The following is a 26,174-nucleotide window of genomic DNA, read 5'->3' as shown; positions in this document are numbered from 1 at the left end:
CATGAAGACTCTGGTTTGGGTCGAGCACGACGGCCAGTCCGTCAAGGACGCCACGCTCTCCGCGGTGACCGCGGCGGCCAAGCTCGGCGAGGTCCACCTGCTGGTCGCGGGGCAGGGGGTCGACGCCGTCGCGCAGGCGGCCGTGAAGATCGCTGGCGTGGGCAAGGTCCATGTCGCCGACGACGCGGCCTACGCGCACCAGCTCGCCGAGAATGTCGCGCCGCTGGCGGTCGAGCTGATGGGGCACCACGACGCCTTCGTCGCGCCCGCCACCACCACCGGCAAGGCGCTCGCGCCGCGCGTCGCCGCTTTGCTCGACGTCATGCAGATCAGCGACGTGCTCTCGGTCGAGGGCGAGGACACGTTCACGCGCCCGATCTACGCCGGCAACGCGATCGCCACGGTGCAGACGCGCGACGCCAAGAAGGTGCTGACGGTGCGCGGCACCGCCTTCGAGAAGGCGGCGGCGGAGGGCGGCAGCGGCATGATCGAGGCGGTGGCGGCCACCGGTGACACCGGGCTCGCGACCTTCGAGGGCGCCGAGATCGCGGCGCTGACCCGCCCCGAGCTGACCAGCGCGCGCGTGATCGTCTCGGGCGGGCGCGCGCTCGGCTCGGGCGAGAAGTTCCACGAGCTGATCGAGCCGCTCGCCGACAAGCTCGGCGCGGCGGTGGGCGCGAGCCGCGCCGCGGTCGACGCGGGCTATGTTCCCAACGACTATCAGGTCGGCCAGACCGGCAAGATCGTCGCGCCGGAGGTCTATGTCGCGGTCGGCATCTCGGGCGCGATCCAGCATCTCGCGGGGATGAAGGACTCGAAGATCATCGTCGCGATCAACAAGGACGAGGACGCGCCCATCTTCCAGGTCGCCGACGTCGGCCTGGTCGGCGACCTGTTCAAGATCGTGCCGGAGCTGACCGAGAAGCTGTGAGGGGGTAGATCTCCCCGCTCGGCGGGGAGGGGGACTGCCGCGAAGCGGTGGTGCAGGGGGCTCTTCGCTCACGCACCAGCTCGTATGCGGGAGCCCCCTCCACCAGCCTTCGGCTGGTCCCCCTCCCCGTGCCGGGGAGGATCGATGATCCCGTCCACGCGATTTGGCCGCCGCGCCCGCGCGGTGTAAGGCGCGCGCTATGATCCGGCTCTCCAACCTGCGCCTGCCGCTGCGTCACGACGACGACGCGCTCCCCGCCGCGCTGCACGAGCGGCTCGGCGTCGCGGCGAGCGACGTGCTCGGCTGGCAGGTGGCGCGCCGCGGGCATGACGCGCGCGGGCGCGGGCGGATCGCGCTGGTCTACTCGGTCGACGTCGCGCTGCGCGACGAGGCCGCGGTGATGGCGCGGCTCGGCGCGGACAAGGATGTCCGCCCGGCCCCCGACACCGCGTACCGCCCCCCAGTGGTCGCCCCGAGCGGCGGCGCGCGCCAGCGCCCGGTGGTGATCGGCGCCGGGCCGTGCGGCCTGTTCGCCGCGCTGATCCTGGCGCAGGCGGGCTTCCGCCCGATCCTGCTCGAGCGCGGCAAGGTGGTGCGCGAGCGCACCAAGGACACCTGGGGCCTGTGGCGCCGCGGCGTGCTGCAGCCAGAGTCGAACGTGCAATATGGCGAGGGCGGCGCGGGCACCTTCTCCGACGGCAAGCTCTACAGCCGCATCAAGGACCCGCGCCACCTCAACCGCAAGGTGCTGGAGGAGTTCGTCGCCGCCGGCGCGCCGCCCGAGATCCTCACCGAGGCGCACCCGCACATCGGCACCTTCCGGCTGGTGACGATGGTGGAGAGCATGCGCGCGTCGATCGAGGCGCTGGGCGGCGAGTATCGCTTCTCGACGCGGGTCGATGGGCTCCACGTCGAGGCGGACGCGCGCGGCGAGCGCCGCGTGCGCGGGCTGCACCTCCACGACGGTTCGTACCTGGAGGCCGAGCACGTCGTGCTCGCGGTCGGGCACAGCGCGCGCGACACGTTCGGCATGCTGGTCGGGGCGGGGGTGCATGCCGAGGCAAAGCCCTTCTCGCTCGGCGTGCGGATCGAGCATCCGCAGTCGTGGATCGACCGCGCGCGCTTCGGCGACGACGCCGGCCACCCCGCGCTGGGCGCCGCCGAATATCACATCTCGCATCACTGCTCGAACGGCCGCACCGTCTACAGCTTCTGCATGTGCCCGGGCGGCACGGTCGTCGCCGCCACCTCGGAGGAGGGGCGAGTCGCCACCAACGGCATGAGCCAATATTCGCGCAACGAGCGCAACGCCAACTCGGGGCTGGTGGTCGCGATCGACCCGGCGCGCGACTATCCCGGCGACCCGCTCGCCGGCATCTCGCTCCAGCGCCACTGGGAGGAGCGCGCCTTCGTCGCCGGCGGGGGCGACTATCGCGCCCCGGCGCAGCGCGTCGGTGACTTCCTCGAGGGCCGCGCCTCGACCGCGCTGGGCAGCGTGACGCCGAGCTACCGCCCGGGCGTGACGCCGACCGACCTCGCCGCCTGCCTGCCCGACTTCGCGATCCAGGCGATGCGCGAGGCGCTCCCGGTGTTCGGCCGCCAGATCCGCGGCTACGACCACCCGGACGCGGTGATGACGGGGGTGGAGACGCGCACCTCCTCGCCGGTGCGCTTCACGCGCGGCGCGGACATGCAGAGCCTCAACACCGCCGGGCTCTACCCGGCGGGCGAGGGCGCGGGCTATGCCGGCGGCATCCTCTCGGCGGCGGTCGACGGGATCAAGGTGGCCGAGGCAGTGGCGGCCAGGCTGGCGGCGTAGCCCGGCGGACGGCGGGCGTGCCCCGGCGGAGGCCGGGGCCCAGGTGGGAGACGCTGATGAGTCTCACCTCCGCCTTCCCGGCTGGGCCCCGGCCTTCGCCGGGGCACGCGGCCAGGTGACCGAACCGGACGGACTTAAAACCGCCCGTTTCCTCCCCTATCTCGCCGCCATGCTCCCGCTCGCTCTCCTCCTCGCGCTCGCGCCCGCTCCCGCCGCCGCGGCGGACCCGCTCGCCGGTACCTGGCGCAACGCGGGCGACAGCGTGCGCATCCGCGTCGCGCCGTGCCGCGGTGAGCCGGGGATGTGCGGCACGGTGGTGTCCGCGAGCGAGAAGGCGCGCGACGACGCCGCGGCCGGCGGCACCGAGCGGCTGATCGGTACCGCGCTGTTCCGCGGCTTCGAGCGCGGCGAGGACGGCCAATATGCCGGCACCGTCTTCGTCCCCGATCTCGGCAGCGAGGTCGACGGCACGCTTCACCTGGAGGGCCGCGATACCCTCGTCGCCGAGGGCTGCCTCTTCGCGGGCTTCGGCTGCCGCGCGCAGCGCTGGTCCCGCGTGACGGGGAGGTGATCCATCTCTCGGTCGCGCTCGGGCGCTTCTTCGAGGCGCTGTTCTACGCGATCCTGCGGGTGGCGGGCGTCATCGCGGTGAGCGTGATCGGCATCGCGCTGCTCGGCGGCGCGGCGTTCCTCGTGGCGCGGCTGCTGCTCGCGCGCGGGCGCCGCTGATGGGCGCGACTCCCGCCTGGCCGCCGCGCTCGACCCCGCGGCTGTACGTCGAGGCGCCGCTCGCCCCCGGCCCGCGCGCGCTCGGCGGGGCGCAGGCGCATTATCTCATCGCGGTGATGCGGCTGCGCGCGGGTGACCCGGTGCGGCTGTTCGACGATGTGACGGGCGAGTGGCTCGCCACCGCGGCGAGCGTCGGCAAGCGCGAGCTGGTGCTCGACGTCACCGAGCGGCTCGCCGAGCGCGAGCCGGTGCCCGACCTGTGGCTCGCCGCCGCGCCGCTCAAGAAGGGGCGGGTCGACTGGCTCGTCGAGAAAGCGTGCGAGCTCGGCGTCGCGCGGCTGGTGCCGGTGGTGACGCGGCGGACCGTGGTCGACAAGCCCAATGCCGAGCGGCTGCGCGCGCACATGATCGAGGCGGCCGAGCAGTGCGGGCGGACCGCGGTGCCCGAGCTGGCGCCGATGGTGAAGCTGCCCGCGCTGCTGCGCGACTGGCCCGCGGAGCGCGCGTTGTTCTTCGCCGACGAGATCGGCGGGGTGCCCGCGGCGGCGGCGATGCGCGCGCACGCGGGGCCGGCGGCCATCCTGATCGGTCCCGAGGGCGGCTTCGACGACGAGGAGCGCGCGCTGGTCCGGGCGCTGCCGCAGGCGGTGGCGATCACGCTCGGCCCGCGCATCCTGCGCGCCGATACGGCCGCGGCCGCGGCGGTGGCGCTGTGGATGGCGGCGGCGGGGGATTGGTGAGGCCGCGTCGATAGGCTCCTGCCCGCCGAGCGGGGAGGAGCGATGCGGAGGTATCCTCACCGCGGGCGCAGCACCACCTCGGTCGCTCCCTGTCCGAGCGCGATCGTCCAGCCGCCGCGCTCGAACGTCGCACCCGCGGGCGCATAGCCCCGTCCACCGCCGCCGCCGTCCCCCAGGAACAGCCGCGCCACCGGCGTGTCCGGTCGCGCCGGGTCGAGCGCCAGCCGGATCTCGCCGCTCGCCGGCATATAGCGCGCCGAGGCGATCTTGCCCGCCTCCAGCGTGATCCACGCCCGCGCCGGCGCGACGAACAGCCGCGCGCGCGCGCCGTCGCGCGGCACCACCGTCACCGCACCGCTCTCCTCGCGCAGGTTGCCGCCGAACGCCAGCCAGCCGAACACTGGGTCGCGCACCACATAGGTGGCTGCGGCATAGGCATGGCCGAACAGCCCCATGCCATAGTCGCCGCTGTAATCGTCCCAGCGCATCATGTCGGGCGCGGAGTGGAAGGCCGCCGAGGAGAAGCCGTCGCGGTCGATGTTGGTGATGCCGCCGAGCAGCCCGCCGTAGGCGACCCGCAGCAGGTGCAGGTCGGACGGATCGCGGCGGAACGAGTCGAACAGCGGCACGGCGTTGAGCGTGGAGCCATAGTGATGCACCTGGCGCTCGATCCGGGCCACCTGGCCGCCGTAGAGGAAGTCCCAGTAGCGCCGGGCGTTGCCGTTATAGGCCCAGCTCGGGATCGTCGGATCATAGCCCAGGATCACCTCGCGTGTCAGCGCGGCCTGCGGCGCGTGGCCGAAGTAGCGCATCCAGGCGTAGACCTCGGGCTGGCCGGTCGAATCCCACGCCATCTCGCTGCCGAACGGGTAGCGGAGCGTCGTCCAGTGATCGGCGCGCGCGCGCATCAGCCGCTCCATCTCGCCGGCCTCGGCGGTCATGCCCTCGCGCTTCAGATCGTCGAGGATGTCGACGAAGACGTCGCCCTCCATCAGCCCGTATTGCGCGTAATGCGGCGCGTCGCGCATCATCGCCACGACGGTGCGCTGCGCCCAGCCGAGATACCAGCGCCAGTCGTGCGCGCGCACCAGCCCCGGGTGGTTGCGCGCGGTGCGGTAGAGCACCCAGTGGGCGATCGCGACGTGCGGGTAATTATAGGCGCGGCCGATATCCTCGGCGTCCTCGCGCGACCAGGAGGTCCAGGTCGTCCAGTCCTGGCCCGGGTCGTAATAGCCTGAATGGGCCTTGGGGTCGTAGAAGAAGAGGCTCTTGCGCACCGCGCCCGCGTGCGGCCCGTCCGCGACCTGGAGCCGGCCGACCACGGTGCTGCCGACCAGTCGCTCCAGCTTCGCGATCTCGCCGGCGTCGGGGTGGTCGAGCTGCTTGATCATCGCCGCGACCCAGCTGCCCGCGCCGCCCTCGTCGCTCATGCCAGCGATCCACACGCGCGGCTCCTGCGTCACCACCGCCCCGCGCGCGCGATCGAAGGTGAGGATCGCGGGCGAGCGGCCGAAGAGGTCGCCGCGCCCCTCATACCATTGCCGCGTCGTCGCGAAGCGGCCGAGGTCGGCCATCACCCGGTCGAGCGGCTCGGTGACGAAATAGCTCACCGTCTGAACCTCGCCGTCGTCGTAGGTCAGCGACACGCGCGCACGCCCCCAGCCGCGCCCTCGCACCGCGAGCCGCTGCCAGCCGGCCACACTGCCCGCGCGGGTCACCGTCAGCACCCCGGCCGGTGCGACGGCGATCGCGCGGATCGCGCGCGGCGCCTTGACGAAGAGCTGCGCCTCGAGGTCGGTCGGCACGACATAGCCGGGCACGCCGACCGCGACCGGCCGATGCTGCGCGGCGAGCGTCGCCTCGATCGCGCGGATCGTCGGGGACGCGACCAGCCGCACGCCGACGCTGCGCGACTCGCCCGGCGCGAGCGTGAGGCTCGTCGGCGTGTTCCACTGCTCCGCGGCGCCGGCCCACTCGCGCTCGGCGAAGGCCTTGCTGGCGACGGTCCAGTCGTAGAACCCTTCCGCGGTCTGCGCGCGCGCGCTGCGGTCGGTGAAGGCGGCGCCGCGTGCCTGTGCCGCGGTGAGGATCGGCCGCCACGCCTCCAGCGGCGTGCCCTTCTCGGGCAGCACCAGCAGCGCGGGACCGGCGCCGTTGAGTCGCGTGACCTGGAGATAGCCCGCGTCGCGCGCGATCGCGGGGTCGACGAAACTCGCCTGCGCGTGCGCCTGATCGAGGTCGCGCCCGGTGATGATGTTGTCGAACACCATCGGCAGGCCGAGCGCGCCGACCTCGACGCGGGCGTCGCTGGTGTTGGTCAACGTGAAGCGCAGTGCCGGTGCGCCGTCGACGGCGAGCCAGCGCCGGACGACGCGGAGGGGGATGCCCGCGCCCATCGTCGCGGTGATGTCGGCGCCAGCGATCATCCCCCGCGCGGGCGGCAGCGGCGCGATCGGGCGGCGCGCCGTGGCGGAGGCGAAGTCGCGCCACGGCGCGCCGGCCGATCGCAGCCGCAGGTGGAGATCGCCGAGATGGACATAGCCGTCGCCCGCGCGCTCGGCCTCGCGCCCGGTGGGAAGGAAGTCGAAGCCGGCACCGCCGTCGGGGCGCAGGCTCGTCGCGGTCTGCGTGTCGCCGCGGAGCGCGAGCGTGAAGCCGCCGACGCGGTAACTGGCGGTGGCGACCGCCGCCGTGCCGCCCGGTCGCGCCGCCGCCGGCGCGAGCGCGAGCGCGAGGGAGAAGAGGAGCAGGGCAGGGCGCATCGACGGCTTCCGGACAGATCGTATACCGTAGCGTGTCGGTTTACACCCGTCAGATCAAGCGTCGCGTTGCTAAGGTCGGATCTGCCACGGCCGAACCACGAGCGTGCTCCTGCGCGAGCGGGACCCCAGCGCCACGAACGCCGTGCCTGCGCCCCTGTCCTCGACTTTCGCCGGAGCACGCTTCGACCTCGACGTGTCAGACTCCGACCCGCTCCGCGGTCGCGCCGCCTCCGCGCGATCCCGCACCGGACGGGCGTCGATCGGCTCTAGCGCGTCCGTTCATCCGCGCGTAAGCGCGGCGCCATGACGACGAAGACCGTTTCGGATCACAGCGCGGCGGTCATCGAATCGCGCGACCAACTGATCGCCCATCTCGCATCGGGGGAGAAGCCCGCGGCGCGCTGGCGCATCGGCACCGAGCACGAGAAGTTCGTCTACGCGCGCGGCGACCATCACGCGCCCTCCTACGACGAGCCCGCCGGCATCCGCGCGTTGCTCGGCGAGCTGGTCCAGCACGGTTGGCGCCCCGTCGAGGAGGGCGGCAAGGTTATCGCGCTGAGCGGCGCCGACGGCAGCGTCAGCCTGGAGCCCGCGGGGCAGTTCGAGCTCTCGGGCGCGCCGCTCGAGACGCTGCACCAGACCTGCGCCGAGACCGGCCGCCACCTCGCCCAGGTCAAGGCCGCGGGCGAGACGCTGGCGATCGGCTTCCTCGGCCTCGGCATGTGGCCCGACAAGACTCGCGCCGAGCTGCCGATCATGCCCAAGGGCCGCTACGCGATCATGCTGCGCCACATGCCGCGCGTCGGCACGATGGGGCTCGACATGATGCTGCGCACCTGCACGATCCAGGTGAACCTCGACTATGCGTCCGAGGCGGACATGGCGAAGAAGTTCCGCGTCGGTCTCGCGCTGCAGCCGCTCGCCACCGCGCTGTTCGCCAACTCGCCCTTCACCGAGGGCAAGCCCAACGGCTTCCTCTCTTACCGCAGCCACATCTGGTCCGACACCGACCCGGCGCGCACCGGCATGCTGCCCTTCGTGTTCGAGGACGGGTTCGGCTACGAGCGCTACGCCGACTACATGCTCGATGTGCCGATGTACTTCGTCTACCGCGACGGCCGCTACATCGACGCCGCGGGCCTGTCGTTCCGCGATTTCCTGCGCGGCGAGCTGAGCGTGCTGCCGGGCGAGAAGCCGACGCTCGACGACTGGAACGACCATCTCTCCACCGCCTTCCCCGAGGTGCGGCTCAAGACCTTCCTCGAGATGCGCGGTGCCGACGGCGGGCCGTGGAACCGCATCTGCGCGCTGCCGGCGCTGTGGGTCGGGCTGCTCTACGACCAGGGCGCGCTCGACGCCGCCTGGGATCTCGTCAAGGACTGGACGCTCGACCAGCGCCAGACGCTGCGCGACTCGGTGCCGCGGCTGGGGCTCGCGGCGCCGCTGCCGGGCGGCGGCACGCTGCGCGACATCGCGGGCGCGGTGCTCGACATCGCCACGCTCGGCCTGCGCGCGCGCGGGCGCACCAACGCCGCGGGCGACGACGAGACCGGCTTCCTCGAGCCGCTGCGCGAGATCGTCCGCAGCGGCAAGGTGCCGGCCGAGCAGCTGCTCGAGCGCTATCACGGCGCGTGGGGCGGCGACGTGTCGAAGGTCTACGCCGAGGCGAGCTTCTAGGCGCCACCACCGCGGCGGCGGCGATCACCACCCACAGCGGCACACCCGTCCTCCCGCTCGACCCGTGACTCGCCGCCGCGATGCGCTACACCCGCGCGGTGCGCGCCCGATCCCTCCTGTTGCTGCCGCTGCTCCTCGCGGCCGCGCCGCCGCTGCCCGAGCCGCGGGCTGCCTGGGCGGGCAGCAGCACGCTCGCGCCCGACGCCGAGGCACGCTGGGTCGATTTCGACCTCACCCCCGGCAACCAGATCCGCTTCCGCATGGCGCTCGACGGCCGTGACGTCACCGCGGTGCTCGACACCGGGGTGAGCTACTCGGTGCTGGCCAAGCGCTATGCCGCCGCCGAGCGGCTGGCGGTGCGCGCCGAGGGGCAGGCGACGGTGATCGGCGGTAGCGTCGATGTCGGGCGCGTCGATACCGCGACGCTGACGCTCGGCGGCCTCACCCGGCGCGGCGGCAGCCTCGCCGTGGCCGAGCTGCCCGCCGCCGCGACCGGCAGCGCCACCCCCGTCGACCTGCTCGTCGGGCGCGACCTCACCGCCGCCTACGCGCTCGACATCGACTATAGCGCGCGGCGCTTTCGCCTGCTGCGCAGCGGTCGCGTGCCCTTCGCCGGCCTGAGCGCGCCGCTGGCGATCGCGCCCGACCGGCTGGTCTACGTCAGCGAGGTGGCGCTCGGGCGCGCGCGGCTGCGCCCGATGGTGGTCGACACCGGCGACGGCTCGTCGATCACGCTCGGCGCCGAGTCCTGGGCGACGGTGGGCGCGGCCGCGCGCGCGGTGCCGACCACCACCACCGTCTCCTACGGACTGGCCGGCGCCGTGGTGAGCGAGCTCGCGATCGTGCCGCGGCTCCAGGTCGGTCGCGTGACGGCGCGCGAGGTCGAGCTGCGCGTCGAGCCCGCCGGCGGCTTCTCCGACACGATCGGTGTGGCCGGGCGGATCGGCTCGGGCTTCCTCCAGCGCTATCGCGTGCTGCTCGATCCGGGCGCGGGGCACATGCTGCTGCGCGCGCTGCCCGGCGGCGCGGCGGTGGCGCGCTCGACCAGCGGGCTGCTGCTCGGCCTGGCGAGCGACCGGCTCAAGGTGCTCCACGTCATGCGCGGCGGCCCGGCCGCAGCGGCGGGCTGGCGCGCCGGCGACACGATCTGCGCGGTCGACGGCGCCGCGATCGGGCCGGGCTACGCGAGCCAGCCGGTCGCTGGCTGGGCGACGGGCGCGCCGGGTCGCGCGGTGCGGCTCACCCTGTGCGACGGCGCGGGCGAGCGCGTGCTGGTGCTGCGGCGCTTCTACTAGGATCCGGTCCGCTCAGGCCGGCTCGTGCTGCGGCGTTTGCCGGGGCCTGGTGCCGCGGGCTCACCCCCTGAGCGCGACATAGCCCGACACCGCCAGCGCGATCAGCGCCGCCATCTGCACCAGCGTCCAGTCGATCCAGCCGACCGCGTCCGGGTCGGCGCGGCGCGTGCGGCGGTGCGCGCGCCAGCCGGCGAACAGCGCCAACGCGAGCGCCAGCGACGCGATCGCGACGAGCGAGGCTTGCGCATCGCTCACGCGCGCGTCAGCCTGCGCGTCATCGTTCCGGAGGATCGCCGATGCATCGTCTCGCCTGCTCCCTGCTGCTCGCCGCGCCGTTGCTGGCAGCGGCCAGCACCCCCAACGTCCCCGCGCCGATCGCCGCCGCGGTCGCCGCGCCGACGCGCACCGCGGCCAACGTGGCGCGCGATCGCTACCGTCACCCGGCGCAGACGCTCGCCTTCTTCGGCGTCAAGCCCGGCGACACGGTGGTGGAAGTGTGGCCGGGGGGCGGCTGGTACACCGAGATCCTGGCGCCGCTGACGGCGCGCACCGGCGCCTATTACGCCGCCGGCCCGTGGGAGAAGGGCCTCGGCGCGGTGCGCGCGCTCCAGGCGAGGGACGCCGCCACCTACGGCAAGGTCAAGCTCGCCGCCTTCCCGGCCGAGGCGGGGCAGCCCGGCGTGCCCGACGGCAGCGCCGACGTGGTGCTGACCTTTCGGAACGTCCACAATTGGCGCTTCGGCGGCGAGGACCGCGCGCGCGCGATGTTCGCGGCCATGTACAAGATGCTCAAGCCGGGCGGGACGCTCGGCGTGGTCGAGCATCGCCTGCCCGAGTCGCGCCCGAGCGCGGCGGAGGAGAAGAGCGGCTATATGAAGCCCAGTTCGGTGATCGGCTTCGCCACCGCGGCGGGGTTCAAGCTGGCGGGCCGCTCCGAGATCAACGCCAACCCCAAGGACAGCGCCGACTGGCCCGAGGGCGTGTGGACGCTGCCGCCGAGCTACGCGCTCAAGGACAAGGACCGCGCGCGCTACGCGGCGATCGGCGAGAGCGACCGGATGACGCTCCGCTTCGTCAAGCCGCGCTGAAGGCGTGGGGCCTCCTGGCCTCGATACGCTGGCGTCATCCTGAGCTCGTCTCAGGATGCACCGCGCCGCCGCCCCAGGTGCCGGTGGCTTCGTCGACGGGAGGATCCTGAACCGAGTGCAGGATGACGGCTTAGTGATGGGGCACGTGAGGACCGGCACGCGGCGCGTTCGGTTCGCGGTGGCGAGTGCTGTTCGCTCGGCGCAGCCTCCGTGGTGGCGCCGACGGGTCGGCCTGAACGTTCCTTCCCGTGCCCCGCGCAGTACCCGCCCGACGAGCGCTGTCCTACGCTACCCACGCCCTGGTAGAAGGCCCGGGTGACTCCTTCCTCGATCGTGGCGCCTCTACACGCACCCGCGACTCAACGTTCGCCCGACACGCGCCGGCGACTCAACATTCGCAACATTCGTGCCCGGGTCGCGCTGTCGCACAAGCACGCTACCGTCCGGCCGCCGCCCTCACTCGCCCAGCTTGTCGACCTTGTCGCGCAGCTGCGCCAGCTCGGCCTTGAGCGCGGCGATCTCGCTGTCCTTACCTGCGGCGGGGGCCGTGCCCCCCGCCGCTGCGGGCGTCGCGCCCGGCTTGAAGGCGTTGGCCGCGGCCTCGAACATCTCGAGGTTGCGCTTGGCGATCTCGGCGAAGGGCGAACCGGCGAAGGCGCCCTCGACCGCGGTCTTGAACTGGGCCTGGTTGCGGCGGAAGCTCTCCATCGATGCCTCGAGATAGTCTGGCACCATCGCCTGCATCGAGTCGCCGTAGAGCGCGATCAGCTGCCGCAGGAAATTGACCGGCAGCATGGTCTGGCCGCGGCTCTCTTCCTCCATGATGATCTGGGTGAGGACGTTGTGCGTGATGTCCTCGTCGGTCTTGGCGTCGACGACCTTGAACTCGCGCCCGGCGCGGGTCATCGCGGCGAGATGCTCGAGCGTGATGTAGGACGAACTCTCGGTGTTGTAGAGCCGGCGGTTGGCGTACTTCTTGATGACGACCACGCCGTCGCCCTGCTGTTTCTTCATCGCGCGAGCCCCCATGACCGATAGTCCCTTCGGTAACGCACAATTTTTCGCGCCGCAACACAAGCGCGACGTGCCCCGGCCGCTGCCCCTGTTCCTCGACATGCTGCGCCGCGAGACCGCAGCATCGCCCGAGCGCCGCGCCGCTGCGCTGGCCGGGCTGCGCCGCTATCAGGAGGTGCCACGCGCAGGTCGGCGGATGAAACCGGTGCGGCATCGCCGCGGTGCGGCACGGCTGCGGGATGGGGGCGGCACCGCTGGCGCGCCGCCGGTGGTGCTGGTGCCGTCGCTGATCAACCCGCCCTCGGTGCTCGATCTCGCGCGCGGTCGCTCGCTGGTGGACCATCTCGCCGGTGCGGGCCTCCATCCCTGGCTGCTCGACTGGGGGCATCCGCGCGCGCGCGACGCCGCGCTCGACCTCGCCGGCCACGTCACCCAGCGCTTGCTGCCGCTGCTGGCGCGGCTCGACCGTCCGCCACTGCTGGTCGGCTACTGCCTCGGCGGCACGCTCGCGCTCGCCGCGGCGGCGCTGCTGGGGCCGCGCTGCGCCGGCGTGGCGACGGTCGCGGCACCGTGGCGCTTCGCCGGCTACGGCGCGCGCGCGCGCGCGGCGATGCGCGCCTCGTGGGAACAGGCCGAGCCCGCCTGCCGCGCGCTGGGCGTGCTGCCGATGGAGGTGCTCCAATCGGGCTTCTGGCAGCTCGACCCGGCGCGCACGGTCGCCAAATACGAGGCGCTGGCGACGGCGGACGCGGCGACGCTGGCGCGCTTCGCCCTGCTCGAGGACTGGGCCAACGCCGGTGCGCCGCTGACCTACGCCGCCGGGGCGGAGTTGTTCGGCGCGCTCGTGGGCGCGGACGCGCCGGGGACGGGCACCTGGCGGGTCGGCGGGCGCGTGATCGATCCCGCCGCGCTCGAGTGCCCGTCGATCGAGTTCGTCTCGCTGAGCGACCGCATCGTCCCCGCGGCGACCGCGGCGGGGCTGGCGGAGCGGCGCGACGTCGGCGCGGGGCACGTCGGGATGATGGTGGGCGGGGGGGCGCGCGCGTTGCTCTACGATCCGCTCGCCGAGTGGCTGCGCGCGGTCGCGGCGTGAGCGCGGCCGCTTCGCCGCCTGCCTCAGGCCCAGCGTCGCTCCAGCCGCCGCCCGAGCCCCGTGAGCAGCTCGTACTGGCTCGTCCCGCTCGCCGCCGCCATCGCGGGCAGGTCGGGATCGAAGCGCAGCCAGTCGCCCTCGCCGACGTCGACCCCGGTCGCGTCGAGAGCGACCAGGTCCATCGAGACCCGCCCGATCACCGGCAGCGCGACGTCCCCGGCGTAGGCCCGGCCGCGGTCGGAGAAAGCGCGGTAATAGCCGTCGGCATAGCCGAGGTTCGCGATCACCACCGCGGTGTCCGCGGGCGCGCGCCACGTCGCGTTATAGCCCACCGTCCCGCCCGCGCGAACGAGGCGGCGCTGCAACACCTCGGCCGCGACCGTCGCGACCGGGCGCACCACGTCGCCGAGCGCGGGCACCGGCACGCCGCCGTAGAGGGCGAGGCCCGGCCGGGTGAGGTCGAAATGATAGTCGGCGCCGAGCGCGATGCCGGCCGAGTTGGCCAGGCTCATCCGCCGCGCCGCGGTCCGGCCAGCGAGCGCGGCGAAGCGCGCCCGCTGCACCGCGTTGAGCGGGTGGCCCGGCTCGTCGGCGCAGGCGAGATGGCTCAGCAGCGTGTCGAGCGCGAGCCCGTCGAGCAGCCCGTCGGCGACCTCCTCCGGCGCGACGCCGAGGCGATTCATCCCCGTGTCCACCATCACGTCGCACACGCGCCCGGCGCCCGCCTCGCGCCACTGCCGCACCTGCGCCGCGGTGGAGAGGACGGGGCGGACACCGGGCAGGTCGGCGAGCGCGAGATCGGCGGCGCGCGCGCCGTGGAGCACCGCTACGCGCGCCCCCCCGCCGGCGAGCGCGGGGGCGAGCGCGGCCGCCTCGGCCCAGGTCGCGACGTAGAAGTCGCGGCAGCCCGCGTCGGCGAGCCGAGTCGCCACCGCGGCGGCGCCGAGCCCGTAGCCGTCGGCCTTCACCGCCGCGCCGCACGCCGCCGCGCCGCTCAGCCGCGCGAGCGCGCGCCAGTTGGCGGTGAGCGCGGCGGCGGAGCAGTCGAGGCGGTGCGGGGCGTCGGTCATCGCGCCTGCGCCTAGCGCGCCCGCGCGCGCGGCGCCACCGCGCGGGGCTTTACCCGGTCCGGCGCGACGGGCAGGACGGGGCGATGAACGTCCTGATCCTCTACGGCTCGTATCGCGCCGATCGCACCGGCATCCGGCTGGCGCGCTACCTCGTCGACCGGTTCGCCGCGCGCGGCGACGCGCCGACGTTGGTGGACGCCAAGGAGGTCGGTCTGCCGCTGCTCGACCTGATGTACAAGGAATATCCCGCGGGCGAGGCGCCCGAGGCGATGGAGCGGCTGGCCGGCCAGATCCGCGACGCCGACGCCTTCGTGTTCGTAACGGGCGAGTACAACTGGGGTCCGCAGCCGGGCCTCAAGAATCTCACCGACCATTTCCTCGAGGAATGGTTCTGGCGCCCCGCCGCGGTGGCGAGCTACTCGGCCGGCCGGCTCGGCGGCGCGCGCAGCAACGGCGCGTGGCACGCGATCCTGCCCGAGATGGGGATGCCGGTGATCTCGAGCACCTTGGTGGTCGGTCCGATCACGCAGACGCTCGACGCCGAGGCGCGGCCGACCGGCGGCGCGGGCGAGTCGCTCGAGCGCCAGTTCGGCCGCTTCGCCGACGATCTCGCCTGGTGGGCCGAGGCGGCGACGGCGCAGCGCGGGCGGGTCGCGCCGCCGTACTGAGGAGCGTGCGGCGGTCGCGCCTCACGCATCCCACGCCGTCACCAGCGATTCGCCCACGGCGGGGCGTAGCGCGAAGATGCCGCTGTCCTGGTGCCGCGTGGGGTGGACGCGGTTGGTCAGCAGCGTCCAGGCGAGCCCGCGCGCGTGGTCGATCCACAGTCCGGTCCCGGTGAAGCCGGTGTGGCCGATCGTCCCCGCCGAGCAGGCCTGGCCGCCCGACCAGCCGTCGTGCCGCACCTCCCAGCCGTGCGTGCGCACGCCCGCCACCGGGGTACGCATCGCCGCGAGCGCCGCGGCCGAGTCCTGGCTGCCGTCGAGCAGCGCCCGCGCGGCGTCGAGCACGCCGTCGACCGTGCCGAACAGCCCGGCGTGGCCGGTGCGGCCTCCCATGGCGAAGCAGTTCTCGTCGTGCACCTCACCCTGCAGCACGCGCCCGCGCCACGTGCAGCACTCGGTCGCGACCGCCGGGCCGGGCGGCGGTGACCAGGCGAGCCCGTCGCTCCCCAGCGGCAGCTGCTCCAGCCCGGCACCGGTCAGCCGCTCGAGCGCGATGCCGAGAAGGATGAAGTTGATATCTGAATAGACCGGCGGCCCGTGGCGCCACTCGCGCTGGAGGACGAAGGCGCGCAGCCGCGCCGGATCGTCGCCATAAGTATAGATCGGCTCCACCGCGGGGAGGAAGGTGCGGTGCGCCAGACAGTCGCGGAAGGTGAGGCGCCGCTCCGCCGCACCGGCGACGTCGTATTGGCGCAGGTCCGGGATGGCGTCGGTGAGCGGGCGGTCGAGATCGATCCGCCCCGCGTCGGCGAGGCGCAGCACGTGGCGGGTGGTGGCGAGCACCTTGCTGACCGAGGCGAGGTCGAACCAGTGCGCGCGAGTCAGCGGCTCGGGATCGGGTGCGCGGCGCGCCCACCCGGCCCAGCGCACCGCGCGCGCGCCGTCGCGCGTCACCGCGCCGAGCGCCGCGCCGGGGATCCTGCCCGATTCCACGGCCGCCGCGGCGGGAGCGAACCCGAGCTCGACCGCTCGCTCGATCACGCCGCGCCCATGTCGTCGTCGCGCGCGCGCACCCGCCCCAGCCAGGGCAGGAAGGGCAAGGCGGCCAGGCTCAGCGCCCCCGAGAGCAGGAAGAAGCCGTCATAGCCGATCGCGCCCACCATCGTGCCGCCCGCGCCGGCGAGCAGCCGCGGGAGCAGGAAGGCGAAGCCGGTGAGAAAGGCGTATTGCGCGCCCGGAAACCGCGGGTTCACCAGCAGCGAGAGATAGACGACGAACACCGCCCCCGCCATGCCGTTGCCGAACTGGTCCGCCGCGGTGGCGAGGTACAGCACCGCCTCGCCGACCGGCCGGTGCGCGAGCCAGACGAAGCCGACGTTGCCGAGCGCCGCCACCACCGCCCCGGTGGCGAGCGCCAGCGGCATCGGCGTGCGCGTCACCAGCCAGCCGCCCGCGCCGACGCCGGCGACGCTGGCGGCGAGCGCGACCAGGCTGTCGGCGCGTCCGATCTGGCTGAGGCTATAGCCCAGCCCCTTGATCATCGGCTTGGCGAGGTTGAGCGCGAGCACGTCGCCCATGCGGTACACCGAGACGAACGCCATCAGCCCGATCGCGGCACCGCCGTAGCGCCAGAAGAAGTCGACATAGGGCCCGAGCGCGGCGGAGCGTCGCCATCGCGAGCCCGGCGTCGCGCGGCGGATCCGCGGCAGCGCGGCCGCCATCGCGCCGAACGGCAGCAGACAGAGCGCGAGCACATAGGGCGTCACGTTGCTCGCCCCGCTCAGCCCCGCCGCTTCGGCGAGCGCCAGCGCGCCCCAGCCCAGAGCGGCGGTGGCGAGCGCGACCGCCGCGAGGATCATCGCCGCGGCGGCGAGCCCTGCCGCCAGCGCGACCCAACGGCCGCCGCGCGCGTCGCGGCCCGGCTGGGGCGCGCCCGCGACGAGCAGCGGGAAGGGCAGGAACGCCGCCGCGGCGATCGCGAGATAGGCGGCGGCCCAGCCCGCGGCGTCGGCGATCAGCAGCGCACCCGATCCCGCTGCCACCATCGCGCCGCGATAGCCCCACAGGTTGGCGGCGACGATCGGCCCCTGCTGGTCCTGGGTCGGGTAGAGCTCGATGCGCCAGGCGTCGGCGGCGATCTCCAGCGTCGTCGTCCAGAAGGCGAGCAGCACCGCGAACAGCGCGGTGAGCGGCAGGCTGGTGTCGGCCGCGGTGACCGCCATCGCCGCGGTGGAGGCGGTGATGCCGAGCTGCGCCAGCATGATCCAGCCGCGCCTCTTGCCCCAATAGCGCGCGAAGCCTGGCACGTCGTAGCGGTCGAGCAGCGGCGCCCAGACGAACTTGAAGGTCGGCAGCAGCTGCACCCAGGCGAAGAAGCCGATCACCGTCAGCGCGACGCCGTGCGCCTGCAGCCGCAGGGCGAGCACCGTGGAGAAGAGGTAGAAGGGCAGCCCCGCGGCGAAGCCGAGCAGCGCGTAGAGCGGCATGCCGTGCGGTACGGTCGGCGCGGACACGGCCGGCTGGGGAACGTCGAGCGCGGCCGCTACGTCGGTCATCGATGCTCCGCTGGAGACGAGCGGACCAGCCTTCCCCGCCAGCACGCCCGCGTCAAGCAGCGCGTGTCGCACGAGCGGCGCAGCGCGCCGCACGGCCGGTGATCAGTGCGCCAGCAGCTGGTCCAACTCCCGGGACAGCGCCTCGAAGCGGTACGGCTTGGCGAGGAAGCGGCCGTCGTCGGGGATCGTGGCCTTGGTCGGGCGCGTGTCGCCCGAGGTCAGCAGGATCCGGATCGACGGCCAGCGGCGGTGTACCTCGCCGGCGAGCTGGAGCCCGTCCATCGACCCGGGCATGCGGATGTCGGTGAACAGCACCTGGACGTCGTCGCTGCGTTCGAGCCGCGCGAGTGCCTCGTCGGCGTCGCCGGCCTCGATCACGCGATATCCCGCCTCCATCAAGGCGTCGGCGCCGATCATGCGGACGAACAGCTCATCCTCGACGAGGAGGACGGTGGTGCCGCATGCCTGACCCATTAGCTGATCTACCCTGCTGATCTATCGGATTAACCCGGTCGAGCGGCGGGACGTTCCGCGGCAATAGGCTAATCTAGGTAGAAGCCGGCTCAGCCGCGGCCGCGCAGCCGCGCGAGCACGGCGAGCCCGAGCCCCGCGCCGACCGCGGTGGCGGCGGCGAACTTGTGACGGCCGGCGGCGTCATACAGGCTGACGGAGCGGCCGTGCTGGTCGTGCGAGCGCTCGCGCCCGCCGTCGAACGGCGCCGCGAGATTATCGCGCCGCGTCGGCGCGCGCGTGCGGTCCTGGATCATCGGGAGCAGCTTATGGCCGAGCTTGTCGAGCAGCGGCGGGAAATGCTCCGCCACCAGCACCTGGAGCCGGCCGGTGCCGCCGACCGTGATGTCGCGCTTGGGATGCTGCGCCGCCTCTAGGATCGCCTCGGCGACCAGCTCGGGGGCGTAGACCGGCGGCGGCAGCAGCGCGGCGCCGTCGAGATGGTTGGCGGCATGTTCCGCGATCGGCGTGTCGATCCCCGAGGGCTTCACCAGCGTCACCGAGATCGGCAGGCGGTCGCCCTCGATCTCGATCCGCAGCGAGTCGACATAGCCCTTCACCGCGTGCTTGCTCGCGGCATAGGCGCCCATGCCCGCGGTCGGGATGTCGGACACGATCGAGCCCACCGTGATCAACGCGCCGCCCTCGCGCTGGAGCTGTTCGACCGCGGTGAGGCAGCCGTGCACCGCGCCGAGATAGTTGGTCCGCATCAAGCGTTCGTGCTCGTCCATCGGCGTGTCGACCAGCTTGGCGTAGATCGCGACCCCCGCGGCGTTGACCCAGGTGTCGATGCGGCCGAACCGCTCGACCGCTTTGGCCGCGGCACGCTGGACATCGCGCAGGTCGCCGACATCGGCGGTGGCGAACGCGGCCTCGCCACCCGCCTCCTCGATCTCGCGCGCGATCGTCGCCAACGCGTCGCTGTCGCGCGCGACCAGCACCACCTTGGCGCCGCGTCTCGCCGCCGTCCGTGCGGTGACCAGCCCGATGCCCGAGCTGGCCCCGGTGATCAGGATGACCTGCTGGTCGATCGGCTTGAGCTGCGGCGGCATGGGTCATCCTCTCGTCGTTGCGCCGGGAGGTAACCCGCGCGGCCGGCGATGGGTTCATCCCGTCGCGGCGGTCGGCGGGCTCGTTAACCAAGTTGAAAGCCGCCGTAGATCAGACACATCCTCTCGTGCCACTGATTGACACAGCCGCAGCGGAGGCCAGACATGCCGGGCATGACCCAACGCCCCTCGCGCCACGTCTCGCTCACGCCCGACCTCGAGTCGGTGATCACCGACGCGCTCGCCGCGAGCGGTTACGGCGATGCCAGCGAGGAGGTGCGCACCGCGCTCAGGCTGCTACGCGATCGGGGCGCCCGCGCGGCGGCGCCGGCGTGGCCGGTCGGGGGCGGTGAAACCGGCGCGCTGATCCGGGCGCGCGACTGGGGACGCGGCCCGCTCGGTCCGCTCGCCGACTGGTCGCCGGAGCTGCGCACCACCGTCGCCAACGTCGTCAACTCGCCCGTTCCCAAGGTGCTGATGTGGGGCCGCGAGGGGGTGATGCTCTACAACGACGCCTATCGCGCGGTCGTCGGCGCACGACACCCGGCCGCGCTGGGCCAAGCCGCGGCGACCGTCTTCCCCGAGATCTGGGACTGGAACCGCGCCATCCTCGAGCGCGGTTTCGCCGGCGAGATCGTCTCGTACCGCGACCAGCCGCTGACACTGCTGCGCGACGGCGCGCCCGCCGAGCTGATCTTCGACCTCTTCTACACGCCCGTCTATGAGGCGGGCGGCGCCGTCGGCGGCGTGCTCTGCACCGTGATCGACAATACCGGCCGGGTCGAGCTGGAGCGCCAGCTCGCCGACAGCGAGGCCGAGCTGCGCACCGTCACGGACGCGCTGCCGCTGCTCGTCTCGTTCATCGACCGCGACCATGTCTTCCGTTTCGCCAACCGTTACTACCTCGAGTGGTTCGGGCTCAGCCCCGAGCAGGTCGTCGGCCGTCACGCCCGCGACGTCATCGGCGAGGAGAATTACGCGCAGCGGCGCGCGCTGATGGACCGCGCGCTGGCGGGCGAGACGATCGAGTCCGACTCGGCGATCCGCCACGGCGACGGCAGCCTCAGGCGGGCCGACGTGCGCTACCTGCCGCGCCGTTCCGCTGACGGCAGCGTCGCCGGCTTCCAGGTGATCGTGCTCGACATCGAGGATCGTGTCCGCCGCGAGGAGGCGCTCGACGCCAGCAACGCGCGCTTCCGCGCCGCGATGGAGGCGATGCACGGCGTGCTGTGGACCAACGACGCGCACGGCCGGATGGTCGGAGAGCAGCCCGGCTGGGCGCTGCTCACCGGGCAACGCTTCGAGGAGTACCAAGGGCACGGCTGGGCGACGGCGATCCACCCCGACGATGTCGCTCCCACGCTGGCAGCCTGGGAGCAGTCGGTCGCGGCCAAGTCGACCTTCGTGTTCGAGCATCGCGTCCGGCGCCACTGTGGGACGTGGCGCACCTTCGCGATCCGCGCCGTGCCGCGCCTCGACGACAAGGGGGCGGTCGCCGAGTGGGTCGGCGTCCACACCGACATCACGCACCAGCGCGCCGCCGAGGCGGCGCTGCGCGACCATGCCGAGCAGCTCGAGCGTCAGGTGCGCCATCGCGAGCGCGCCGAGGAGCAGCTGCGCCAGCTCAACGAGACGCTCGAGACGCGCGTGATCGACGAGATCGCCACGCGGCGCACCGCCGAGGCCAAGCTGGCGCAGGCGCAGAAGATGGAGACGGTGGGCAAGCTCACCGGGGGCGTCGCGCACGATTTCAACAACCTGCTCCAGGTCGTCTCGGGCAACCTCCAGCTGCTGCAGAAGGACATCGCCGGCAATGCGCGGGCCGAGACGCGCGTCGCCAACGCGCTCGCCGGCGTGTCGCGCGGGTCGCGGCTGGCCGCGCAGCTGCTCGCCTTTGGGCGGCGCCAGGCGCTCGAGCCCAAGACCGTCAACGTCACGCGCTTTGTCCGCGGCATGGATGACATGCTGCGCCGCGCGATCGGCGAGGAGATCGAGATCGAGACGATCTTCGGCGGCGGGCTGTGGAACACCTTCATCGATCCGGGGCAGATCGAGAACGCGCTGCTCAACCTCGCGATCAACGCGCGCGACGCGATGGACGGACAGGGCAAGCTTACAATCGAGCTCAGCAACGCGCATCTCGACGACGATTATGCGCGCCGCCACGACGAGGTGACGCCGGGCCAATATGTCATGCTGGCGGTGAGCGACACCGGCAGCGGCATGACGCCTGAGGTGCTGGAGAAGGTATTCGAGCCGTTCTTCTCGACCAAGGCCGAGGGCAAAGGCTCGGGGCTGGGGCTGTCGATGGTCTACGGCTTCGTCAAACAGTCGGGCGGGCACGTCAACATCTACTCCGAGCCGGGGCACGGCACGACGATCCGGCTGTACCTGCCGCGCGCGCTGGAGAGCGAGGACAGGGAGGTGGCGGTCGAAGCCGGCCCGATCACCGGCGGCAGCGAGACGGTGCTGGTGGTCGAGGACGACGACGAGGTGCGCGCCACCGTGGTCGAGCTGCTCGCCGATCTCGGCTATCGCGTGCTCAAGGCGGTGGATGCGCAGAGCGCGCTGAACGTGGTGGAGAGCGGCATCGCGATCGACCTGCTCTTCACCGACGTGGTGATGCCGGGCACGCTCAAGAGCCCCGAGCTGGCGCGCAAGGCGCGCGAGCGATTGCCCGAGATCGCGGTACTGTTCACCTCGGGCTACACCGAGAACTCGATCGTCCACGGCGGCCGGCTCGACCCAGGGCTGGAGCTGCTCTCCAAGCCCTATACGCGCGAGGCGCTGGCGCGGAAGATCCGTCACGTGCTCGCCAACCAGCGTCAGCGCGTCGCGCTGCTGCCGCGCGCCGCGGAGGCGCCGGCCGCGCCCGCCGCGGCGCCGGCGCCCGCGACGATCCTGCTGGTCGAGGACGACGCGCTGATCCGCTCCGCCACCGCCGAGGTGCTGCAGGAAGCCGGGCACGTGGTGGTCGAGGCGGCCAGCGCGGAGGAGGCGATGGCCGCGCTGCAGACCGCGCCGATCGACGTCCTCATCACCGACATCCATCTGCCCGGCAGTTCGGGCCTGGGGCTCGCCGCCCGCGCCGCCGAGCTGCGATCGGGCGTAAGGGTGGTGGTGGCGAGCGGCGACACCGGCTCGGTCGACGCCGCGGCGGCCGGGGTGCGGCTGCTGCCCAAGCCCTATGGCGCAGCCGACCTGCTGCGCGCGATCGGCGCGCCGATGGCGCCGCGCGCGCTGGCGCGCGAGCGAGAGGGTTAAGCGGCGTGTCGGGCGAGCGCACGCCGCGATCGGTCGAGCCTGACAGGGCGTTCTTCGGCGACGGGCCGCGCGCGGGGCTGCCACGGGACGTAACGTTGACCGGTTTTCGGTGCTGACGAGCGAGAGCCGCTGCAGCCGACGCTCGCCTCCGGCGCGATCGGCCGACCGGCGATACCGAGAGCCGATCGAGCGGCCGCCGTCCTTCCCCGCGGGGTAGCGATTCGCAAGATCGTCGACGATCACCGGGGTCGAGGGCCCGGCGTGACCTCGACCGAACCGGGTAGCGCACTAGCGTGTAGGCCGAGCGTTCGCCGGCACGCGGTCGGAACCGACCGTGGGGCGAAGGACCGTCGGGCAGCAGGCTCTTCTGCGCCGACCCTGCGCCGAAGTCGTCCTATCCGGTCCTCTAGCTGAGGAGCTAAATATGACCGGATAGGAACAACTTACGTGGTGGGCGTGGCAAGGATTGAACTTGCGACCCCTGCGATGTCAACGCAACGCGAAAGCGTAGAAGCCAGCATTTCTGCGGCCAGAGGTCGGGTCGCGTGTTCGAACAAGTCGCGAATGAAACAGGAACATCGATCTAATACACGCAAATCACACGCAAGCGAAATCGGGCTTCTCGGGTCCGGATCGGGTGCGCCGCGATCGCCCGGACGTGCGGTCCGTCGCTTGAGAAGCTCCGAGCCTGTCGGTTGACGGGGGGCGATCGTTCCGCCGGCGCCAGCTAGCGCCAGGTCTCGGCGAACGTCCGCGCGAAGTTGGCGCCGAGCACCTTCTCGACGACTCGGCTAGGCAGGCCGCGTCGGCGGAGTGCCTGCGATATCACGCCGTATCGGTCCGGTCGGTTGAGGCCGATCACGAACGGCGGGGGACCCTCGCCGGGAGCCGACACGCCGGCAGCCTTGCGGCGAGCGATCACGGCGTTCCAGGCCTTCATGCTGGCTGGCGACGTATTGAAGGGCAGCAGCCCGCCGTCGGTGCCGATGCCAACGTGGTCCTCGCCGCAGACCGCGAGTGCGTGCTCGAGATGAGTCAGGTAGTCGTCGAGGGTAGGCTGACGCGGCGGCGGCGCCAGGAAGCTGAGCTCGTAGATGCCGACCACGCCGCCGGCGTCCGCCACGGATCGCAGCAGCGTATCGGACTTGTTGCGCGGATGCGGCTGCACGGCGGCGCAACCTGCATGGGATATGACGACCGGGCGGATGGAGGCTCCGGTCGCCGCCAGGCTGGACGCCTCGTCGCTATGGCTGAGGTCGATCGTCACTCCGAGCGAGTTCATCCGATGGACCGCCTCGCGACCTAGCTCCGTCAGGCCTGTCGATTGCTGAGACAGCACGCCGGAGGCGAACGGCGTCGCGCGGTTGTAGCTCAGTCCCATGACCAGCACGCCGGCGCTGCGGTAGTGGTCGATGTTCTCCAGCCGCCCCTCTAGCATCTCGGCGGCCTCGAAGGACGGTATGATGCCGACGCGCCCCTTCCGGGCGTCCGCAAGCAGATCGGCCGGACCGCGCACGAGCGAGAAGACGCCCGGATTGAGCGCGATCGCCCTGAACGCCTGTGCGAGCTCTTCGTCGGTCGCGGCCCTGTCCTGGTCGCCGCTGCCGCCGAACGTCTGCTTGAACGTGGTGAGTCCGGACGAGCGCACCTGCGCTGCGGTCGATCGATCCAGCGGTTCCGCCGGGTCGAGCGGCGCCACGAGGTTGCCGTCTATGACGGGGCAAGCGGCAGCAGATCCTCCATGGTGCTGAAGGGAACGGGAACTGGCTCGCATGGGCAGCATGGCCGAACTCGCACCTCCGCCCAACCATCCAAGCATCGCACGCCGACTGATCATGCTTGAAGCGCTCTCTCTCCATATGCGTAGCCGCCTACCTACCGTGCGTCGCAGCCGCGTGTCGATCGGAAGCAGTGTTCCGCGTGCTCAGCGAAAGGACCATCCGTAGCCTTCCGCCGTCCGGTCGATGCTGCCGACTGAGGAGAGGGGGAAGTGGCTGCTGAATACAGCGCTACGGCTCTTTGCCGCGCGGTCCATCGACGAGACCGCCGAGCTCGTCTGGCCGCTGCTGGAAACTCGCAGAAGGTCGTGACGAGGTCCGGTTCGTACACCTCGAGGGGATGGTGGAACACGTCACCCGCAAAGATCGCGACCTCGCCGTCGCTCGTCAGTTCTATCGACGCATGGTCTATGCTGTGCCCCGAAGTGGAGAGGAAGCGGATGCCCGGCATCACCTCGGATCGATCCACTACGATCCGCCTGACCTTCGCGGCGTCGAGCGGGAGGATGCTGTCCTCGAACGTGCCGGAAGCGGGAACGCGAACCGGTTCGCCCAGGCCCGCTCGATCGCGTGCTGCTTGGATGCCACGCCCCTCGCCGGCAACCAGCGCCAGGCCATAGAAGTACTCCAGGCTCGAGACGACGATGCGTGCGTTCGGGAAGGTCGGCACCCAATCGACTTCCACGAGCCTGGTGTTCCGTCCCACATGGTCCGAGTGGATGTGAGTGAGGAGGACGGCGTCGACCTCCTCGGGAGCGACCCCGGCCGCTGCCAGCCGCTGCAGGAAGGAGTTCGAGAGGCGATCGAGCGCCTTCTGCTGGGGACGCGTGCTCGAACGTCATGTGGCTCAAGTCGGTCTCCCAGATCTTCTGGATGGTCGCCCTGCCGACGCGTTGCACTTGGGAGGGAGCTGCGCTCGATGCGTAGGTCATCGCCTTGGAATAGGCGATCGTGCGTAAGGCTCAAGAGTTCGGCCCGAGCGCCCCTGGGCGCGCCCGCATGTCAGTACCCACGTCGCCGATTGCTGACCCTCAGGTTCGCAGGCGGCAGGCGCCTGGTCGGCGTGCTGCCATGAGGGCGAAGAGCCGTCGGTCGGAAAACGGGCGTGTAGGTCGGCGGCGAGCGGAGTGGTCGGTTCGGTCCAAGGAAGCGACACAGTCGGAGGACGATCGCCTCGATGAAACGTGCGGCCGTCTGAACGAGACGCACGATCGCTCAAGGGAGAGGTCGTGACGCCCCGCGGCGAGCTGCATTGCCGGTTCCGCCGATGAGCATCGTTCCCCTACTCGGAGAACTGCTGCTCGACGACGAAGTGGAAGTCGCGCTCCTGTCCGCACGCGTCTTCGTGACGAGTGGCCGACAACATCCGCTTGATCGCATCGGAGAGGAGCGCCGTGACGATGGGAGCGTCAGGGTCGAAGCCTTCCATAATGCTCGCACTCGCGGCGAGCTCGGAGCCGTAGCGGGCGCGCAGCAGGCCGCGTGCCGCCTGCTCGTCCTCGGCATGCAGGCCGCAGAAGGCCTGGATCCGCCGAGAGCCGGTGCCCAGCCGCCCCTCGAGCATGCAGGAGAAGAAGATGAGCTTCCACTCGAGGAGGTGGCGGCTCGCGTCCGGCGGAGCGGCTCCGCTCCAGAACTCTTCGTCGGTCATGGCGGCCTTCTCGTCGATCTCATCTACCTCCAGAAGCTGGTTGACCTCCTCGGGGCGCGCATCGAGCCCCAGGGACAGCCGATGCAGGAGCGTCGCCTGGAGGAACTCGTCGCGGTTCTGGCAGGCGTCGATCGGGCGAGCGCCGAGAAAGAGCTCCCGCGGCGCGAGCATCCAGGCGAGCGGCTCGTGCTCGACGCCCTCGCGCTCGAAGCGGGCCCCAGTATCCGCCGCCACTAGCGCCATGCGGCGAAGGCGGCGCTCGGTCGTCACGATGAGCCGATCGGATGGACGGTCCGCATCGACAGGGTCGACGTAGCCCGCTTCGTCCGGCTTCATGTCCGGCTCCATCAGGTGCATGCGATCGTAGGAAGCGAACATCGACAGCTCCATCTTGGGGTCCTGGCTGCTTCGCCGACGCACGGGCAGGACGCAGACCGGAACGGACATAAGAGTCATACTACAACATTTCAACGAACGTTGAACT

The 26,174-nt window shown here is 72.2% G+C and carries 22 protein-coding genes; 11 read left to right on the top strand and 11 right to left on the bottom strand.

The window, feature by feature from the left end; all coding sequences use genetic code 11:
• Position 1: 1 nt before the first annotated feature.
• The 5 genes from FHY05_RS11125 to FHY05_RS11105 all read left to right on the top strand — a co-directional run bounded on the left by FHY05_RS11125 (position 2) and on the right by FHY05_RS11105 (position 4,219).
• Positions 2-931, top strand: a complete 930-nt coding sequence (locus FHY05_RS11125) for an electron transfer flavoprotein subunit alpha/FixB family protein (RefSeq protein WP_183944470.1) — start codon at positions 2-4, stop codon at positions 929-931.
• 199 nt (positions 932-1,130) lie between these two features.
• Positions 1,131-2,750: an NAD(P)/FAD-dependent oxidoreductase gene (locus tag FHY05_RS11120; RefSeq protein WP_183944469.1), complete on the top strand. Its 1,620-nt coding sequence runs from the start codon at positions 1,131-1,133 to the stop codon at positions 2,748-2,750.
• A gap of 169 nt (positions 2,751-2,919) precedes the next feature.
• Entirely contained in the window at positions 2,920-3,321 is a 402-nt protein-coding gene (locus FHY05_RS11115) for a DUF2147 domain-containing protein (RefSeq protein ID WP_183944468.1), read from the top strand.
• Complete coding sequence (locus tag FHY05_RS11110; RefSeq protein WP_183944467.1) at positions 3,318-3,479, top strand: hypothetical protein; 162 nt, start codon at positions 3,318-3,320, stop codon at positions 3,477-3,479. Before FHY05_RS11115 ends, FHY05_RS11110 begins: the two co-directional genes overlap by 4 nt.
• On the top strand, positions 3,479-4,219 hold the full coding sequence (locus FHY05_RS11105; protein WP_183944466.1) for a 16S rRNA (uracil(1498)-N(3))-methyltransferase: 741 nt from the start codon (positions 3,479-3,481) through the stop codon (positions 4,217-4,219). The genes FHY05_RS11110 and FHY05_RS11105 overlap by 1 nt, the downstream gene beginning before the upstream one ends.
• A gap of 56 nt (positions 4,220-4,275) precedes the next feature.
• On the opposite strand, the gene FHY05_RS11100 is transcribed toward FHY05_RS11105, so the two are convergent.
• Positions 4,276-6,981 (bottom strand): DUF5695 domain-containing protein, encoded by a 2,706-nt coding sequence (locus FHY05_RS11100; RefSeq protein ID WP_183944465.1) that lies wholly within the window; start codon positions 6,979-6,981, stop codon positions 4,276-4,278.
• Between the two features lie 303 nt (positions 6,982-7,284).
• Here FHY05_RS11100 and FHY05_RS11095 point away from each other — a divergent pair, with 303 nt between their 5' ends.
• On the top strand, positions 7,285-8,658 hold the full coding sequence (locus tag FHY05_RS11095; RefSeq protein WP_183944464.1) for a glutamate--cysteine ligase: 1,374 nt from the start codon (positions 7,285-7,287) through the stop codon (positions 8,656-8,658).
• Between the two features lie 80 nt (positions 8,659-8,738).
• The gene (locus tag FHY05_RS11090) at positions 8,739-9,953 is read left to right on the top strand and encodes an aspartyl protease family protein (protein ID WP_183944463.1); all 1,215 of its coding nucleotides are present in this window, start codon (positions 8,739-8,741) and stop codon (positions 9,951-9,953) included.
• A 60-nt stretch (positions 9,954-10,013) separates the two neighbouring features.
• Here the strand turns inward: FHY05_RS11090 and FHY05_RS11085 are convergent, their stop codons facing one another.
• Positions 10,014-10,208 (bottom strand): hypothetical protein, encoded by a 195-nt coding sequence (locus tag FHY05_RS11085; RefSeq protein ID WP_183944616.1) that lies wholly within the window; start codon positions 10,206-10,208, stop codon positions 10,014-10,016.
• Between the two features lie 41 nt (positions 10,209-10,249).
• Between FHY05_RS11085 and FHY05_RS11080 the strand changes: the two genes are divergently transcribed.
• Positions 10,250-11,041 (top strand): class I SAM-dependent methyltransferase, encoded by a 792-nt coding sequence (locus tag FHY05_RS11080; RefSeq protein WP_183944462.1) that lies wholly within the window; start codon positions 10,250-10,252, stop codon positions 11,039-11,041.
• 456 nt (positions 11,042-11,497) lie between these two features.
• On the opposite strand, the gene phaR is transcribed toward FHY05_RS11080, so the two are convergent.
• Complete coding sequence (gene phaR, locus FHY05_RS11075; protein ID WP_183944461.1) at positions 11,498-12,055, bottom strand: polyhydroxyalkanoate synthesis repressor PhaR; 558 nt, start codon at positions 12,053-12,055, stop codon at positions 11,498-11,500.
• A 13-nt stretch (positions 12,056-12,068) separates the two neighbouring features.
• Here phaR and FHY05_RS11070 point away from each other — a divergent pair, with 13 nt between their 5' ends.
• Positions 12,069-13,148 (top strand): alpha/beta fold hydrolase, encoded by a 1,080-nt coding sequence (locus FHY05_RS11070; RefSeq protein ID WP_183944460.1) that lies wholly within the window; start codon positions 12,069-12,071, stop codon positions 13,146-13,148.
• A gap of 23 nt (positions 13,149-13,171) precedes the next feature.
• Here FHY05_RS11070 and alr read toward each other — a convergent pair whose 3' ends face one another.
• Positions 13,172-14,218, bottom strand: coding sequence for an alanine racemase (alr, locus tag FHY05_RS11065; protein WP_183944459.1), 1,047 nt, complete (start codon positions 14,216-14,218; stop codon positions 13,172-13,174).
• Positions 14,219-14,301: 83 nt separating this feature from the next.
• Here alr and FHY05_RS11060 point away from each other — a divergent pair, with 83 nt between their 5' ends.
• Entirely contained in the window at positions 14,302-14,886 is a 585-nt protein-coding gene (locus FHY05_RS11060) for an NADPH-dependent FMN reductase (protein WP_183944458.1), read from the top strand.
• 21 nt (positions 14,887-14,907) lie between these two features.
• On the opposite strand, the gene FHY05_RS11055 is transcribed toward FHY05_RS11060, so the two are convergent.
• The 4 genes from FHY05_RS11055 to FHY05_RS11040 all read right to left on the bottom strand — a co-directional run bounded on the left by FHY05_RS11055 (position 14,908) and on the right by FHY05_RS11040 (position 19,000).
• A complete protein-coding gene (locus FHY05_RS11055; protein ID WP_183944457.1) occupies positions 14,908-15,924 on the bottom strand; it encodes a serine hydrolase in 1,017 nt (338 codons plus the stop codon).
• Positions 15,921-17,438, bottom strand: coding sequence for a permease (locus FHY05_RS11050; RefSeq protein ID WP_260181494.1), 1,518 nt, complete (start codon positions 17,436-17,438; stop codon positions 15,921-15,923). Before FHY05_RS11050 ends, FHY05_RS11055 begins: the two co-directional genes overlap by 4 nt.
• 102 nt (positions 17,439-17,540) lie before the next feature.
• Positions 17,541-17,912, bottom strand: a complete 372-nt coding sequence (locus FHY05_RS11045; protein WP_183944456.1) for a response regulator — start codon at positions 17,910-17,912, stop codon at positions 17,541-17,543.
• Between the two features lie 89 nt (positions 17,913-18,001).
• The gene (locus FHY05_RS11040; protein ID WP_183944455.1) at positions 18,002-19,000 is read right to left on the bottom strand and encodes an SDR family oxidoreductase; all 999 of its coding nucleotides are present in this window, start codon (positions 18,998-19,000) and stop codon (positions 18,002-18,004) included.
• A gap of 171 nt (positions 19,001-19,171) precedes the next feature.
• Here FHY05_RS11040 and FHY05_RS11035 point away from each other — a divergent pair, with 171 nt between their 5' ends.
• On the top strand, positions 19,172-22,261 hold the full coding sequence (locus FHY05_RS11035; protein ID WP_183944454.1) for a PAS domain S-box protein: 3,090 nt from the start codon (positions 19,172-19,174) through the stop codon (positions 22,259-22,261).
• 727 nt (positions 22,262-22,988) lie between these two features.
• Here the strand turns inward: FHY05_RS11035 and FHY05_RS11030 are convergent.
• The 3 genes from FHY05_RS11030 to FHY05_RS11020 form a co-directional block, all read right to left on the bottom strand.
• Positions 22,989-23,960 (bottom strand): dipeptidase, encoded by a 972-nt coding sequence (locus tag FHY05_RS11030; RefSeq protein WP_183944453.1) that lies wholly within the window; start codon positions 23,958-23,960, stop codon positions 22,989-22,991.
• 176 nt (positions 23,961-24,136) lie between these two features.
• Positions 24,137-24,823, bottom strand: coding sequence for an MBL fold metallo-hydrolase (locus FHY05_RS11025; protein WP_183944596.1), 687 nt, complete (start codon positions 24,821-24,823; stop codon positions 24,137-24,139).
• 498 nt (positions 24,824-25,321) lie between these two features.
• Positions 25,322-26,080, bottom strand: coding sequence for a hypothetical protein (locus FHY05_RS11020; RefSeq protein ID WP_183944452.1), 759 nt, complete (start codon positions 26,078-26,080; stop codon positions 25,322-25,324).
• Positions 26,081-26,174 lie beyond the last annotated feature (94 nt).

Origin of the sequence: Sphingomonas sp. BK580 (assembly GCF_014194975.1) — a bacterium.
GTDB lineage: Bacteria > Pseudomonadota > Alphaproteobacteria > Sphingomonadales > Sphingomonadaceae > Sphingomonas.
The sequence above is the reverse complement of the archived record's forward strand: the minus strand, read 5'-3'. Positions and strand labels throughout refer to the sequence as shown.

Excerpts from the sequence above, each read along its gene's own strand:
- FHY05_RS11070 (WP_183944460.1), top strand. The coding sequence starts at position 12,069 with ATGACCGATAGTCCCTTCGGTAACGCACAATTTTTCGCGCCGCAACAC.
- phaR (WP_183944461.1), bottom strand. The coding sequence starts at position 12,055 with ATGAAGAAACAGCAGGGCGACGGCGTGGTCGTCATCAAGAAGTACGCC.
- FHY05_RS11100 (WP_183944465.1), bottom strand. The coding sequence starts at position 6,981 with ATGCGCCCTGCCCTGCTCCTCTTCTCCCTCGCGCTCGCGCTCGCGCCG.
- FHY05_RS11020 (WP_183944452.1), bottom strand. The coding sequence starts at position 26,080 with ATGGAGCTGTCGATGTTCGCTTCCTACGATCGCATGCACCTGATGGAG.
- FHY05_RS11040 (WP_183944455.1), bottom strand. The coding sequence starts at position 19,000 with ATGCCGCCGCAGCTCAAGCCGATCGACCAGCAGGTCATCCTGATCACC.
- FHY05_RS11035 (WP_183944454.1), top strand. The coding sequence starts at position 19,172 with ATGACCCAACGCCCCTCGCGCCACGTCTCGCTCACGCCCGACCTCGAG.
- FHY05_RS11045 (WP_183944456.1), bottom strand. The coding sequence starts at position 17,912 with ATGGGTCAGGCATGCGGCACCACCGTCCTCCTCGTCGAGGATGAGCTG.
- FHY05_RS11125 (WP_183944470.1), top strand. The coding sequence starts at position 2 with ATGAAGACTCTGGTTTGGGTCGAGCACGACGGCCAGTCCGTCAAGGAC.
- FHY05_RS11095 (WP_183944464.1), top strand. The coding sequence starts at position 7,285 with ATGACGACGAAGACCGTTTCGGATCACAGCGCGGCGGTCATCGAATCG.
- FHY05_RS11120 (WP_183944469.1), top strand. The coding sequence starts at position 1,131 with ATGATCCGGCTCTCCAACCTGCGCCTGCCGCTGCGTCACGACGACGAC.
- FHY05_RS11080 (WP_183944462.1), top strand. The coding sequence starts at position 10,250 with ATGCATCGTCTCGCCTGCTCCCTGCTGCTCGCCGCGCCGTTGCTGGCA.
- FHY05_RS11060 (WP_183944458.1), top strand. The coding sequence starts at position 14,302 with ATGAACGTCCTGATCCTCTACGGCTCGTATCGCGCCGATCGCACCGGC.
- FHY05_RS11105 (WP_183944466.1), top strand. The coding sequence starts at position 3,479 with ATGGGCGCGACTCCCGCCTGGCCGCCGCGCTCGACCCCGCGGCTGTAC.
- FHY05_RS11090 (WP_183944463.1), top strand. The coding sequence starts at position 8,739 with ATGCGCTACACCCGCGCGGTGCGCGCCCGATCCCTCCTGTTGCTGCCG.
- FHY05_RS11115 (WP_183944468.1), top strand. The coding sequence starts at position 2,920 with ATGCTCCCGCTCGCTCTCCTCCTCGCGCTCGCGCCCGCTCCCGCCGCC.
- alr (WP_183944459.1), bottom strand. The coding sequence starts at position 14,218 with ATGACCGACGCCCCGCACCGCCTCGACTGCTCCGCCGCCGCGCTCACC.
- FHY05_RS11050 (WP_260181494.1), bottom strand. The coding sequence starts at position 17,438 with ATGACCGACGTAGCGGCCGCGCTCGACGTTCCCCAGCCGGCCGTGTCC.